The sequence below is a fragment of the Streptomyces sp. NBC_00510 genome (assembly GCA_036013505.1).
Taxonomy (GTDB): Bacteria; Actinomycetota; Actinomycetes; order Streptomycetales; family Streptomycetaceae; genus Actinacidiphila.
The window spans coordinates 8,472,554-8,487,685 of sequence record CP107851.1; the positions used below are offsets into that span (position 1 = coordinate 8,472,554).

The following is a 15,132-nucleotide window of genomic DNA, read 5'->3' on the forward strand; positions in this document are numbered from 1 at the left end:
AGCAAATGAGGCCGCCGCTGCCCAGGTGCCGCCGATTCGGACGGCCATCGACGGAGAACCACCGGTCGGTCAGTCGTCCTGGTCCCGGTCGCCGGGTCCGGCGACCGGGACCGTGCGTCGTCTTCGACGGGCCGCCGGTCCACCGCCGGCACCGGCCGGGCTTCGGTGTGTTACCGCGCGGCCGGGATTGCCGCTCTTGCCGCCCCTGCCGTCCGGCCGGGCATGTCGACGTCGAGCGTGAGGCGGTGTCGTAGGAGGCGTCCCAACCGTCGTTCCACTTGTGTGTAGATGAGCGCGGCGAGACCAAGCACAAAGAGGAGAGACACCGTCATCGACGGCAGTAGTCCCAGCCCTGGCACTGCCTTGAGCAGTCCCTTGGCCAAGGGGATCCCGATGCTTTGGTGGACGAGGTAGAAGGGATACGTCAGTCCTCCGGCTGTGATCAGCCAACGCCACCGCACTCCAGCCCACGGTCCGACACCGGCCAGCGCCAGCAGCGCGAGGCAGAGGGTGAGTATGACCGCGCACATGGCCCAGGAGGGCCGTCCCTCGCCACTGGCATGGTCTGCCACGCGGAATTCCAGCACGGTGAGTGCGTAGCACCAGGCGAAACCCAGCAGCAGCCACAGCAGCAGGTTCTGGCCGAACCTGCGCATCAGGTAGAGCACGATTCCGGCGACGAAGAGGCCGGCGTACCGGCTCAGTACGAACTCGTTGAGTATCGGCGAGTCAACTTCAAGTGCGATGGCACCGGCCAGGAGCCAGGCTCCGCAGAACGCCACCATCCTTCGATAGGTCAGCCCGAAGATGAGCAGCACGGCCATCAGGAGGTAGAAGCGGGCCTCCACCCAGAGCGTCCAGCTCACGCCGCTGACCAGATCAAGGCCCAGTGGGCCCGGAGCCATCGTCAGGTTTCCCAGGACCGTACGGGTGTCGATGCGCGGGGCGGCATCCCAGTGACCCAGCTGCGCGACCACGAGGAGCGCAACCACCAGGAGCACCGTGCACCAGTAGGCCGGGAAGAGGCGTGAGATGCGGGAGACGGTGAACTGCGCGGGTGTACGTCCCCAGCCGCTCATGCAGATGACGAATCCACTGATGACGAAGAAGAACTCGACGCCGAGCCAGCCGTAACCGCTGATCGTGTGCAGGAGCGGGATGGTGTCCTTGAGTTCGGTCTTTCCCCAGAAGTGTGGGGTGGGCGTGCCCAGATAGTGGTAGGCGGCCACCATGGCCGCTGCCACCAGGCGGAGCCCGTCGATGGCGGCCAGCCGTACCGGCCCTTTCTGCGGCCGGCCGGAGTCGAGGGACCCGCTGATCTCGGCGGTGCGGTGGCCGTGACTCCGGGCCTGTCGTTCCTTACCAGGATGCACGCTCATGCCGTGTGCCCCTCTTCGTGGATCGTTCGTCGCAGGCCATGAGCCCCAGGGAGAACAGGGCATGGCCGCACATTGGTTGGGCGCTCAGATGGAAACCAAGGACGGTGTGACCGGTGAGCACGCCCAGGACTATACATGCCATGTATACACACGCTGTATAGGAGTGTGTTTCTTCTCCCGCTCTCCACACCTTCATCGGCGGGGTCAGGACGTCGACGCCATCGGAAGCCGCATGTCGACCGCACGTGAGCGTTGATTTCTACCGCTCAGGCATGGTTCTTCTGGGACTTCTGGGGGGTGAGGGAGGTATCCGACGTCTTGGCGTCGGCTTCGTGCGGAAGCGTGCGCGGTGGCATCGGCGCCGGGAATCCGGAGAGAAGGCGGTCGGGACCGAGCAGGAACGGCATCCGCTTCACAGTGTTCACACGACTCAAGACAGGGGACATTCACCCCGCTCGAGCGGCACGGCTGGAGCCACAGCCCGGTCCTCCGCGGCGGATCCGGGCGCGATGGCGCGGTCCGGGTAGCGGTGCCCGCAGGGCTCAGCCCCCTATTCGAGCACCGTGCCGTCGGCTGACACGTCCTGCATCAACTCCGCGATGTCGGTGGGGATCGGCGGTACGGTTTCGCGGCGCACCCCGGTCTCCGGCGACCACACCAGGTTGACCGTCAGGTCCGGGTTGAGGTCGGGGTAATCGGACCGGTTGTGGCAGCCTCGTGTCTCGCGCCGCTCCAAAGCGCACTCCAGTGTCGCTCGAGCGGCGAGAACGGTGGACCGGAGGTTGAAGGCGAACGCGAGGTCCTGGAAGCCGCTGATGTCGACGTGCACACCCACGTCCGCCATTCGCGTCTCGATCTCGTCGAGTCCGGCGAGTCCGGCGGCGAGTCCGGCCTCGTCCCGTACGACGCCGGCGTGCTTCGTCATCAGGTGCCGCACCGACCGTTGCAGCCCGCGGACGTTCTGGTCGCCGTCTGCGGCCAGAAGCCGGTTGACCTCCGCCTCCGCGGCACGAATCGCCCCCAGCGACCGTTGCTGGCCGGTGAGCTCGGCCGAGTACTCCGCAGCGGCCCGGCCGGCGATACGGCCGTAGACGAGCAGTTCGATCAGGGGGTTTCCCTCCAACCGGTTGGCGCCGTGCAGACCACTGGCGGCCTCCCCGATCACGAAGAGCCCGTTGACATCGGTGCTGTGGTCCTCGGGCCGGACCCAGACACCGCCCATCGAGTAGTGAGCGGTCGGTGCGACCTCGATCGGATCGCGAGTGACATCCATCTGCAGGTCCAACAGGGTCCGGTGCACGCGCGGCAGCCGCGTCAGGACCGTCTCGCGCGGCAAGTGGGACAGGTCGAGCCACACACCGCCGGCCTGGGTTCCGCGGCCCTCCTTGATCTCGGTGTAGGACGCCAGCGCGACCCGGTCCCTGCTGGAGAGCTCCATCCGCTCGGGGTCATAGCGCGCCATGAACCGCTCACCGAGGTTGTTGAGCAGGACCCCGCCCTCGCCGCGCGCAGCCTCGCTGACGAGCGTGCCGGCCGCGTTCTCCGGATTGACCAGCCCGGAGGGGTGGAACTGCACCAGTTCGGCGTCACGCAGCCGGGCACCGGCCTCGACGGCCAGGCGGAGGGAGTCGCCGGTGTTCTCGTCGCGACGCGACGACGCACGCCGCCAGATGCGCGTGTGCCCTCCGGTCGCAAGGATCACGGCGTCGGCATGCACGACGTAGCGCGAGCCGTCGACGAGGTCGAATCCATAGGCACCGAACACCGTCCCGTCGTCGACCAGCAGTCGGGTGACGTACAGGTTCGACAGGATGGGAATGGCGAGCCGGTTCGCGCGTTCGCGGAGCACTCGCTGCACCTCCGAGCCGGGGGAGTGGCCGGCGAGTGCGGTGCGTCGGTACGCGGGGGCGCCGAAGTGGCGCTGAGCGATCCGGCCGTCGCCATGGCGGTCGAAACGCATGCCGTAGCGCTCCAAGTCGTGGACTCCCCGCGCGGCGTGGCGGGCCACGACCAGCACGGTGCGTGGGTCGGCCAGCGAGTGGCTCTCCCGCAACGTGTCAGCCGCATGCTGCTCCCACGTGCCGGCGGGGTCGGTGGTGGCCAGCGCCGCGTTGACACCGCCGGATGCCAGGACGGTGTGGGCATCGTCGGCCGCGCGCTTGCCCACCGCGATGACCGCGACACCGGCCTCGGCGACTTCGATGGCCGCTCGAAGGCCTGACCCACCGGTCCCCACCACGAGAACGGACGTCGCGAGTTGGTGTCCGGGCGATGACATGGAACCTCCTGGGACAGCGGACGGACGATAGGCAGTGCCTGACCCGATAGCGGCGCCGTCCGTGACAGCCCCGGGAAATTTTTCGCTGTGGAGTAAGTCACACGCTTGGGGATCCCCAGCCGGGCATGCCGACGCCGTGATGGTGATGCGGCGTATCGCCGAGGCGGAGCAGTCCCACCGTCGTCAGGTCCGCCGGATCCTGTGCCGGTCGAAGGCGTACGCCGGTGCCGCACGCGGTTTCTGGAACGTACCCGCGAGACCGAATTTCGCGGGACAGGGACCCGGATCACCGGCCTCAGGCGTGGCCCGCTCCAGGCCCACGCGTTCGGCACACCCTCCCACTCTTCACAATAGTGTGACACGAAGTGTGAAAGTGGCGGTCGCCCCAGGTATGGTTTCGACGGTCGTCCCGGCAACCGTCGTGGGAGCCGTCCCAGGAACCTCTAGGAGCCGCACCGCATGACCGCCAGCCCGCTTCCCGTCCTGGTTGGCAGGCATCGCGAGTGTGCGGCAATCGACGACCTGCTGGTCGGACTGCGCAAAGGTGAGTCCCGCGTATGGGTGATCCGTGGCGAAGCAGGCATCGGAAAGTCGGTGCTCCTGGAGTACGCGGCCACCCAGGCGTCGCGGGTCACGGTGACCCGGGCGCGAGGTATCGAAGCCGACATGGAACTGCCCTACGCGAGTCTGCACCAGCTGTGTGCGCCGTTCCTGACCGAGGTCGAAGCGTTGCCGGGACCCCAGCGCGATGCCCTCCGCGTCGCATTCGGGATGGCGGCCGGAGACCCGCCTGACCGCTTCCTGGTCGGCCTCGCCGTGCTGACTCTCTTCACCCGGGCCTCGGAGACCCGACCGGTGCTCGTCGTGGTCGACGACGCCCAGTGGCTGGACCAGGTCTCCCTGCAGACACTGGAGTTCGTGGCCCGGCGCCTTCTCGCCGAGGCGGTCGCGATGGCGTTCGCCGTACGCGACCCCGAGGGGCGGGCCGCACTGGTCGGTCTGCCGGAGATGCGGATCGGCGGTCTCGACGCCGCCGCGGCGGGAGAGCTCCTCGAGGCCGCCGTCGGTGGGCGGCTGGAGAAGCGGGTCCGGGACCGGTTCGTGGCCGAGATGCACGGCAACCCACTCGCGCTGCTCGAGTTCTCCCGCGGCCGTAGCGCCGCCGATCTGGCCTACGGGCTGGACTCGAGTTCCCCAAGTGTCCCAGTCGCGGTGTCGAGCCGGATCGAACGGGACTTCGCCAGCCGGCTCGGTTCGCTGCCCGCGCCGACCCGGACGCTGCTGCTGATCGCCGCGGCGGAACCGGTCGGTGACGCGCGCCTGCTGGTCCGCGCAGCCGCCTCTTTGAAGATCACTCCCGATGCCGCACCGGCCAAGGCGGCCGGCCTGATCGAGTTCGGTGAGTCCGTCCGGTTCCGGCACCCGCTGGTCCGTTCGGCGGTCTACCACCAGGCCGACCCCGAAGAACGCCGCGCGGTGCACCGGGCGCTGGCCGAGGCCACGGACCCGGTCCTGGATCCCGACCGGCGCGCCTGGCATGCCGCGCAGGCCGTCGACGGGCCGGACGAGGAGGTCGCCGCAGGTCTGGAGCAGGCAGCCGGCCGAGCGCGGCAGCGGGGCGGCATGGCGGCCGAGGCGGTGCTGCTGGAGCGCGCGGCCGAGGTGACGCCGGACGCTTGGTCCCGGGGACGCCGCGCTCTCGCGGCCGCCGAGGCGCACTTCTCGGCCGCTTCCCCTGACCGCGCCACGGAGCAGGCGACGCTGGCCGAATTGAGTCCCCTCAGCCCCTTGGACCGCGCCCGCTTGGCGCGCCTGCGTGCCAGGATCCTCTTCGCCCGCAGCCGCAGCGACGAAGCGGCACCGCTGCTCCTCGACGCCGCCGCACAGTTCACCGCTGCCGGATCGCCTCTGGCGGGGGAGACCTACCTCGAGGCGATCAGCGCGACCATCTTCGCAGGCAGGGTCCACGGTCCGGCAGGTGCCCAGGCGGCAGCGATCGCGGCCCGCGGGTCCGGGGCGCCCCCCTCGGGCTCCAACGCCGCCGACCTGCTCCTGGACGGTGTGGCCACGCTCCTCGCGGACGACCACCAGGCCGGTGGCCGGGCACTGCGCCGCGCGCTGGAGCCCCTCGCACACGAGGACGTCAGCACCCGCGAGGCGACGATGCGTTGGCTCCTCCTGGCCCCGGTCGCGCTGGAGGCGTTCATCCACTACGCCTGGGACCTGGGCGCGTGGGACACGCTGTCCACTCGCGCGGTGCGCCTGGCTCGCGACATCGGAGCGCTCGGCGCGCTGCCCCCGGCACTGATCTACGCCAGCGGGGTGCACATCCACACCGGTGAATTCGCCGAGGCGGAGCGGATGATCGACGAGGCCGACGCGATCGCCGCCGCGACCGGCCACGCCCCGCACAAATACGCGACGCTTGTCCTGGCCGCGTGGCGGGGCGACGAGGACGTTGCCGCCCCCTTCATCGAAGAGGCCAAGGAGAGGGCCGCGCAACGTGGCGAGGTGTCCCTCCTGGGCGTCACGGGCTACATCCAAGGCGTGCTGTTCAACGGCTTGGCACGCTACGACCAGGCCCTGGTGGCCGCTCGCTCGGGCATCGAGCACGACGGGTTCAACTTCACCGGCCTGTCGCTGGTCGAACACGTCGAGGCCGCGACCCGGTGCGGCGAGCTCGGTCAGGCCCGGGCCTCGCTCGCCCGGCTGGTCGACCTCACCCGCGCCGCCGATTCCGGCTGGGCCCGTGGCGTCACCGCGCGCAGCCAAGCTCTCCTCACCGACGGCGACGAGGCCGACGGCCTGTACCGGACCGCGATCGAGGAGCTCGGCCGTGACCGCGTGGTCGTGGCGGTGGAGGTGGCACGCACCCACCTGCTGTACGGCGAGTGGCTGCGCCGGAGCCGTCGCCGTTCGCTGGCCCGGGAGCACCTTCGCACGGCCCACGAGATGTTCGACGGAATGGGGGCGAAGGCGTTCGCCGAGCGAGCCCGCCGCGAGCTGCTCGCCACCGGCGAGCACGTCCGGGTGAGGGAATCCCAGCCGGAGAGCGCCCTGACCCCGCAGGAGTCGCAGATCGCGACCCTCGCGGCCGCCGGCATGACGAACCCGAAGATCGGTGCGGAGCTGTTCATCAGCCCGCACACCGTGGAGTGGCACCTGCGGAAGGTGTACACGAAGCTCGGGATCAGCTCACGCCGCGCGCTGCCGGGTGCCCTCACGAAGGCCCCGGCCACGGACACCAAGGGCGCGGGCACGGTGCGCTCCGGCTGAGATCCGGTGCGGGACCCCCCGGGATCCCCACGGACTCGACCACGGACTTCCAGGGCGCGGTGAGCGGTCCCGCGAACCGAGGGTGGAGGCATCGCCCTCGATGGGCGCTGCCCACGAAGAGGAGTCCTCAATGTCCGCGCCCAGCCTGGAGACGACCACGCCGACCGAACCCCCGGTCGCCCGGTCCGCCCCGGACGACCTGGACGACCTGGACGTCGCACTCGACATCTACCTGGCCCAGCGGACGCGACTGTTCCGTCTTGCCTACCACGTTCTCGGCGACGTCTCAGGAGCCGAAGACGTGGTCCAGGAGATATGGCTGCGCTGGCAGCGCACCCACCGCACGAAGATCGAGAATCCGGCCGCGTTCCTGACCGCGGCCACGACCCGACTGGCGATCAACGTCATCCAGTCCGCGCGACACCGCCACGAAACCCCGACCGAGTGGCAGTTGGTCGACCGCGTCGACCGGGCCGCCCAGGATCCCCTGCTGCGTGCCGAGCAAGCCGCGGCGATCAACGAGGCCTTGGCCCTGCTCATGGCGAAGCTGACGCCGGACGCACTGGCCGCCTACGTGCTGCGCAAGGGCTTCGACTACACCTATGCCGAGCTTGCGGGCGTGCTTCGGACCAACGCCCCGAACGCACGACAACTGGTCCACCGCGCGCAGGCCCGCCTGCGGAGTGACCGCGAGCGGCCAGTCCCCTCCGACTCACACCGTCGCCTCGTCGCTGCCTTCCAGACCGCGGCTGTCACCGGCGACCTCGAAGATCTGACACAGCTGCTCGCCCCCGACGGCCATGTGCACCGCTTGCCGTCGCCTCGGTCGCCTCGTCTGGGCCACCGGCCGGGCTGACGCACTGCGTGAGAGTAGGTGGCAAGGCGGGCAGGGAGACTCTCTCGGCGAGCCTGGGGGGTTCGGAAACGCGCATGACGTCGAGGACCGAGCCGACGCCGCGCGACAGGAACTCAGCGGCATCGAAGGGGCGCTCAACTCGCGAGGCGGGTGTCTCGCTGCCTGCGGCCTTGCAGAGGCTCTCTGCGGACAGGCAGAGGGTGGGTCAGCTGGGCGGGGGAGCGGTGGTGTGACGGGCGACGAGGGTGGGGGAGAAGGTGATCTGGGCGGTGGGGCGGGTCCGGTCGCTGATGCGGGCGACGAGCAGTTGGGCGGCGTTCGTGCCGATGTGGCGTCCGGCCTGGTCGACGCTGGTCAGCGAGATGGGGCCGAGGGCGGCGAAGGTGGTGTTGTCGTATCCGGCGATGGAGATGTCCTCGGGGACTTTGAGGCCGGCTTCGGAGACGGCTTGGAGCACGCCCATGGCAACGATGTCCGCGCCGGCGAAGATGGCGGTGGGTCGCGGGGTGCGGGCGAGCAGTTGCTGCGCGCCGAGGTAGCCGCCCTGCTGGGTGTAGGTGGTGGAGACGATGTCGATCTCGCTGTCGAGGCCGCGGGCCCGCATGGCACGCCGATAGCCTTCGGCGCGGATGGCGTTGGGCATCTCCGCGATGCGGCGGGGGTCGGTCTCGTCGTGCTCGATGTGCGCGATGCGGCGGTGCCCGAAGTCGGCGAGGTGGTCGACGATGAAGGCGGCTCCGGCCAGGTCGTCGTCGGAGACGGTGTCGTAGGCGGCGGACTGGCCGTGCCGGCCGACGACCACGGTCGGGACCATGCCGGCGACGCGCTCGAGGTGGGATCGCGATGAGACGGGCGCGACAAGGATCATGCCGTCCATACCGCGGTCGATCATGGCCTCGGTGACCTTCGCTTCCGCCTCCTCGCCGTTGCGGCCCGGGGCCATGAGGACCTGGTAGTCGGTGTCCCACAGGGCGTCGGTGATCCCGTCGAGGATCTCGGGGAAGAAGGGGTTGCGGATGTCGGGCAGCATCACGCCGACCGTGTAGGTCTGTCCGCGCATGCCCCGGGCCGCGGCGTAGGGGCGGTACCCCAGGTCGTCTATGGCCTGGCGGACCTTCGCACGCATCTGGGGGCTGGTTCCGTAGGCGTTGCGCAGCACCTTGGACACCGCGGTCGTGGACACCTGGGCGTGCCGCGCGACGTCGACGATCGTGACGCGCTTGGGCTGCGCGGGCGGTTCCATTTGGCTCCCTCCAGGACACATGTGGGAAACGTTGCCCAGTGTACGGACAGCGCACTCGAGCGCCTTCCCACCGCCGAACCGTACCGCCCGGCAGTGCCTTTGCGCAGTTCGTAGCCGAAGAGTGTGAGCCTGGGCTTCGGCAACTGCGGTGCATCGTGTCCGACATCTTGACGTTACGTCGCCCCCCTCCCTAGGGTCTGTCGCACGTTTTGGGAAACGTTACCCATCGGATTGAAACGTTTAAGAAAGGGGGCGCCGCCAGTGCCTGCAACCTCGCGCGATCAGCTGTCGCCACCGGCCGCTGTCGTCCCCGGACGCCCCGGCCGCCTGCCCGGCCGGCGCCGCGCCACCTCCCCGTGGTGGTTCGCCGTCCCGGCCATGCTGCTGTTCGCCTTCGTCGTCCTGGTGCCCAGCGCCCGGGGCGTGTACTACGCCTTCACCGACTGGGACGGCCTCGACCCGAACTTCTCCTTCGTCGGCTTCGACAACTTCACCGGTCTGCTGGACGACCCGGACGCGGTGCAAGCCATCTGGCACACCCTGCTGATCGCGGTGTCGATCACCCTCATCCAGAACGCGTTCGGGCTCCTGCTGGCACTCGGGGTCAACAGCCTCATCAAGACCCGCAACGTGCTTCGGGTCCTGCTCTTCGCGCCCGCGGTGATCACCCCGATCGTGACCGCCTACCTGTGGCGCAACCTGCTCGGCCCGACCGGCGCCGTCAACAGCCTCCTCGGTGCGGTCGGCCTGGGTTCCCTGCGGCAGGACTGGCTCGGTGACCCGCAACTGGCCCTGTGGTCGATCGTGGGGGTCATCGTGTGGCAGTTCGGCGGCTATTCCATGGTCATCTTCCTGGCCGGGCTGCAGTCGGTGCCGAAGGAGATCCACGAGGCGGCCGACATCGACGGCGCCGGCCCGATCCGCCGGTTCTGGTCGATCACCCGTCCACTGCTGGCCCCGGCCTTCACCATCAATCTGATGCTGTCGATCATCGGCGGGATCAAGCTCTTCGACCAGGTCTACGCCCTGACCGGCGGGGGCCCAGGCCACGCCACCGACACGCTGTCCACCCTGATCTACAAAGACGCCTTCACCCTCGGCGAGTTCGGATACAGCATCGCTCTCGCGGTCGTCCTCACGATCATCGTTGCCGTGGCGTCGACCGGGCAGTACCTCGTGCTGGCCCGCGGAGAGAGGGCCGCCTCGTGAACCGCTACCGCAAGCGCACCTTCGCGCTCGAGCTGGCCGTGATCGCCGTCGCCCTGGTGGTCGCCTTCCCGGTCTACGTCCTGGTCAACCTGGCCGTGCGGCCGACATCGGACACCTCCTCGCCGATCCGGCCGACGACCTCGCCCACCTTCGACAACTTCACCCAGGCCTGGCAGCAAGGCGGACTGGGCGGCGCGCTGTTCAACAGCATGCTGGTCACCGCCGGCAGCGTGGTCGTCATCCTCGCCGTGTCATCGTTCGCCGCATACCCGCTGGCCCGGTCGACCGCACGCTGGTCACGCGGACTGTTCCTGCTGGTCATGCTCGGACTGATCCTGCCCTTCCAGCTCGCCGCGCTGCCGCTTTATCAGACGATGCGCGACCTCGGCCTGCTGGGCACCCCCTGGGCACTGATCCTGTTCTACTCCGGCCTGCAGGTCCCCTTCACCACCTTCCTCTACACCGGATTCCTGCGCGCCCTGCCCCGCGACTTCGAGGACGCCGCCCTCATCGACGGCTGCACACCGGCACAGGGGTTCCGCCACGTGGTGCTGCCCATGCTCAAGCCGATCACCGTGACCGCGCTCGTCCTCAACGCCGTCGCGGTGTGGAACGACTTCTTCACCCCGCTGCTGTACCTCAGCGGCAGCACCCAGCAAACCCTGCCCGTGGCGATCGCCGGCTTCTTCGGCCAGTACGTCACCGACTGGAACCTCGTCTTCGCCGCCCTGGCGATCAGCATCGTGCCCATCCTGGCCGTCTACTTCGCGCTGCAACGCAGCATCATCAGTGGCTTCGCGGGAGGGCTGAAGGGATGACCGACGCAGTGAACCCGCCGCTCCTGACCCCCTACGCACTGCAGACAGAGCAGCGCACCGAACCCCTCGGGACGGGGGAGCGACACCCGAGGCTGTCCTGGAAGCTCCACAGCCGCCGCCGCGCGGCCGCCCAGAGCGCCTATCGCATCACCGTCGCCGGACGCCCCGCGGACCTGGACAACCCAGCCCGCCTGCTCTGGGACAGCGGCCGTCGCGCATCGTCCGACACCCTGCTCATCGGCTGGGACGGACCCGCCCTGACCTCGGCCTCGCGCTACCACTGGCGCGTCGAGGTCTGGGACGAGACCGGCGCCCGCGGGGACAGCGCGCAGTCCTGGTTCGAAACCGGCCTGCTGCACCCGGACGACTGGACGGCCGTGTGGGTGGGCCGGGACCTGGTCAACCTCCCCCACTTCGACCCGCCCGAGGACGACGACCCCGAAGACTCGGCCCTGCTGTCACCGCCCCTGCAGCTGCGCCGTGCCTTCCAGGCCCCGGGCCGGCCGGTGCGGGCGCGCCTGTACGCCACCGCGCGCGGCGTGTACGAGCCGCGTCTGAACGGTTCCCGCATCGGCGACGCCGAACTGTCCCCGGGCTGGACCGAGTACCACCGCCGGCTGCAGTACCAGACCTACGACGTGACCGACCTGGTCACCGAGGGCCCCAACGTCCTGGCCGCCGTCGTCGCCGACGGCTGGTGGAGCGGATACATCGGCTTCGACCCGCGCCGCGCCGCACAGCACTACGGCGACCGCCCCGCCTTCCTGGCCGAGCTGGTGCTGGACTTCGCCGACGGTTCCCGCCAAGTGGTCGCCACCGGCCCCGAATGGACCGAACAGCCCGGCGCGATCCGCTCCGCCGACCTGCTCATGGGCCAGACCGTCGACACCCGCCGCCACACACCCGGCTGGGACGCACCCGGCCCGGACCCCGCCGGATTCCGCCCGGCCGCCGTCCTCGACACCGACCCCGGACCGCTGGTCGCCGAGCCCGATCACCCCATCCGCGTCACCCGGCACCTGCCGGCAGCCGTCCTCCACCACCGCGGCCCCGGCCGCTACATCGTGGACTTCGGGCAGAACCTGGTCGGCCGCGTCCAGCTGACCATCCGCGACGCCGAGCGAGGGCGGCGGATCGTCCTGCGCCACGCCGAAGTCCTCGACGACGGCGAGCTGTACCTCGACAACCTCCGCCGCGCCCAGGCCACCGATATCTACATCACCGGTGGCACCGGCACCGAGCTGTTCGAGCCGCAGTTCACCTTCCACGGCTTCCGATACGCCGAGATCGACCACTACCCCGGCGAGCTCGCCGCTGCCGACGTGACGGCCCGCGTACTGCACAACGACACACCCTGGACCGGCACCTTCGAGTGCTCCGACCCCACGGTCAACCAGCTGCAGTCCAACATCGCCTGGGGACAGCGGGGCAACTTCCTCGCCGTCCCCACCGACTGCCCGCAACGAGACGAACGCCTCGGCTGGCTCGCCGACGCCCAGATCTTCGCCCCGACCGCGAGCCGCAACGCCGACGTCTGCGCCTTCTTCGCCCGCTGGATGCGCGACGTGCTCGACGGACAGGACGACGACGGCGCCTTCCGGGACGTCGCCCCCGTCATGACGCTCGACCGTGAGGCGGCACCGGCATGGGGCGACGCCGGAGTGATCATCCCCTGGCACCTGTGGCGCACCTACGGCGACCTGCGCGCCCTGGAAGGCTCCTTCGACGCGATGGCCGCGTGGGTGGAACACATCCACCGCCACAACCCCGACCTCCGGTGGCGCCACCGGACCGGGAACTCCTACGGCGACTGGCTGCAGATCGGCGTCACCACCCCACGCGATGTGCTGTCGACCGCCTATTTCGCCCACAGCACCCGGATCGTGGCCGACGCCGCCCAGGTCCTGGGCCGCGCGCAGCAAGCGGCGCACTACCGAAAGCTCCACGCCGCCATCCGCACGGCCTTCGTCGAGTCCTACGTCCACGCCGACGGCAGCATCGAAGGAGGCACCCAGACCGGATACCTGCTGGCCCTGGCATTCGATCTTCTGCCCGAACCCCTCGTCGAAGCCGCCGTCGGCCAGCTGTCCGCCGACATCGAAAAGCGGAACACCACCCTGACCACCGGCTTCGTCGGCACCGCCCTGCTCTGCCCGGTCCTGGCCGACCACGGCCGGGCCGACCTCGCCTACGCCCTGCTGCACCAGGACGAATACCCCTCCTGGGGACACTCGATCCGCCACGGCGCCACCACCATCTGGGAACGCTGGGACGGGTGGACCGACCACGGCGGCTTCCAGTCCGCCGCGATGAACTCCTTCAACCACTACAGCCTGGGCAGCGTCGGCGACTGGCTCTTCGGCCGCGTCGCCGGCATCGACCAGACACCCTCCTCGGTCGCCTACAGCGAACTGCTCCTGCGCCCTCAGCCCGGAGGGCGGCTCACCTGGGCCCGCGCCGAACAGGACACCGCACGCGGACACGTCACCTGCGGATGGGGCCTGGCCGACGGTCTGCTCACGGTGACCTGCACCGTGCCTCCCGGCGCGACCGCGACGCTGCTCATGCCCACGCCCGACCCCGGCAGCGTCCGGGAAGGCGGAGCGCCCGCGGCCGGCCGGCCCGGCGTACTCGCCGTCGAACCCCACCCGGCCGGAGCCGCCGTTCGGCTGGCTTCCGGCCACTACGTCATCAGCGCCGTTGCGCCGGAGCTGACTTCACCGGTCCCTTCGTGATCGCCGCCCCTTCCCCGCGGGAGACACCATGATCAGAACCAGACTGTCCGCCGTGACAGCGGCATTGACGGCTGCCGGCCTGCTGGCAGCCTGCAGCGGCGGCACCAACGCCGCCGGCGGGAACTCCTCCACCACCTTGACCATCGCCTCGCAGGACCAGGGATCAATCGAGCCCGTCGTCAAGGCCTTCGAGAAGGCCAACCCCGGCATCGACGTGCGCCTCACCATCAGCAGCGCCGACCAGTACCAGCAGCAGATCCGCACCAAGCTCGCCTCCGGCACCGGTCCGGACGTGATGTCGGTCTGGCCGGGCAACGGCAACCCCGCGGCCACCTACGTGCTGGCCAAGCCCGGTTACCTCCTCGATCTGTCGGACCGGCCCTGGGCTTCCAAGCTGCCCGACGCGGTCAAGACCGTCTCCCAGTACCAGGGGAAGACCTACAACGGGGTCTTCGGGCTCAACGGCATCGGCGCCGTCTACAACCAGGACGCCCTGGACAAGGCGGGCCTCACCCCGCCCGGCACCTGGACCGAACTCCTGGACTTCTGCAAGGACGCGAACGCCGAGGGAACCCCCGCCTTCGCCCTGGGCATCCAGGACAACTGGGTCACACAGATCGTCCTCTACGCCCTGGCCGCCACCACCGTCTACGGCCCCGACCCCGACTTCGACAAGAAGATGCAGGCGGGCCAGGCCACCTTCGCGGATTCGCCGTGGACCACCGCCATGGCCAAGTACCAGCAGATGGACAAGGCCGGCTGCTTCCAGAAGGACCCGCTGGGCACCAGCTACGAGGCCAGCCAGGAACTCGCCGCCACCGGCAAGACCCTCGGCATCATCCAGGGCAACTGGGTCATCGCCCTGCTCAAGGGCAAGAACCCCGGCGGAAAGTTCCATCTCAAGGCACTGCCGGCCACCGACACCCCCTCGGAGTTCTTCATGCCCGCCGCGGGGGGCACCGGCTACGGAGTCAACGCCAAGGCCAAGAACAGGAACCTCGCGCTGAAGTTCGTCGACTTCGTCATGTCGCCCGAGGGCATGAACCTCTTCGTCAAGACGCAAGGAGGCCTTCCGACCCGGTCGGACACCGGCTTCACCCCCGACCCGTCGCTCACCGAGCTGTCCACGTTCGTCAACGACGACCGCACCGTGCCCTTCATGGACCAGCTCTGGCCCAACCCCAAGGTGCAGCAGACCATGCTCAGCGGCCTGCAGGAGATCTTCAGCGCCCAGTCCACACCGGACAAGATTCTCCAGGCCATGGACGCCGACTACACGTCCGGCTCCTAACACTGACCCCGGCCGGGGCGACGGCTCCGCCCCGGCCGTTCGGGCGC

The 15,132-nt window shown here is 69.6% G+C and carries 9 protein-coding genes; 6 read left to right on the top strand and 3 right to left on the bottom strand.

The genetic code is table 11. The features are described from left to right. Positions 1–170: 170 nt before the first annotated feature. Together OG937_38500 and OG937_38505 are read right to left on the bottom strand one after the other, a co-directional pair. Positions 171–1,379, bottom strand: a complete 1,209-nt coding sequence (locus OG937_38500) for an acyltransferase (protein ID WUD77181.1) — start codon at positions 1,377–1,379, stop codon at positions 171–173. Positions 1,380–1,929: 550 nt separating this feature from the next. After that, positions 1,930–3,657: an FAD-binding protein gene (locus OG937_38505; protein ID WUD77182.1), complete on the bottom strand. Its 1,728-nt coding sequence runs from the start codon at positions 3,655–3,657 to the stop codon at positions 1,930–1,932. A gap of 459 nt (positions 3,658–4,116) precedes the next feature. On the opposite strand from OG937_38505, the gene OG937_38510 reads away from it, so the two are divergent. Together OG937_38510 and OG937_38515 are read left to right on the top strand one after the other, a co-directional pair. Further along, a complete protein-coding gene (locus OG937_38510) occupies positions 4,117–6,933 on the top strand; it encodes an AAA family ATPase (protein WUD77183.1) in 2,817 nt (938 codons plus the stop codon). Between the two features lie 130 nt (positions 6,934–7,063). Beyond that, positions 7,064–7,789: an RNA polymerase subunit sigma-70 gene (locus tag OG937_38515; protein WUD77184.1), complete on the top strand. Its 726-nt coding sequence runs from the start codon at positions 7,064–7,066 to the stop codon at positions 7,787–7,789. A 205-nt stretch (positions 7,790–7,994) separates the two neighbouring features. Here the strand turns inward: OG937_38515 and OG937_38520 are convergent, their stop codons facing one another. After that, the gene (locus OG937_38520) at positions 7,995–9,032 is read right to left on the bottom strand and encodes a LacI family transcriptional regulator (protein ID WUD77185.1); all 1,038 of its coding nucleotides are present in this window, start codon (positions 9,030–9,032) and stop codon (positions 7,995–7,997) included. A 261-nt stretch (positions 9,033–9,293) separates the two neighbouring features. Here OG937_38520 and OG937_38525 point away from each other — a divergent pair, with 261 nt between their 5' ends. The 4 genes from OG937_38525 to OG937_38540 are packed head-to-tail and all read left to right on the top strand — an operon-like array spanning position 9,294 to position 15,085. Next, on the top strand, positions 9,294–10,241 hold the full coding sequence (locus OG937_38525; protein WUD77186.1) for a sugar ABC transporter permease: 948 nt from the start codon (positions 9,294–9,296) through the stop codon (positions 10,239–10,241). Next, positions 10,238–11,059 (top strand): carbohydrate ABC transporter permease, encoded by an 822-nt coding sequence (locus tag OG937_38530; protein ID WUD77187.1) that lies wholly within the window; start codon positions 10,238–10,240, stop codon positions 11,057–11,059. Before OG937_38525 ends, OG937_38530 begins: the two co-directional genes overlap by 4 nt. Further along, a complete protein-coding gene (locus OG937_38535) occupies positions 11,056–13,794 on the top strand; it encodes a glycoside hydrolase family 78 protein (protein ID WUD77188.1) in 2,739 nt (912 codons plus the stop codon). The genes OG937_38530 and OG937_38535 overlap by 4 nt, the downstream gene beginning before the upstream one ends. A 28-nt stretch (positions 13,795–13,822) precedes the next feature. After that, a complete protein-coding gene (locus OG937_38540) occupies positions 13,823–15,085 on the top strand; it encodes an extracellular solute-binding protein (protein WUD77189.1) in 1,263 nt (420 codons plus the stop codon). Positions 15,086–15,132 lie beyond the last annotated feature (47 nt).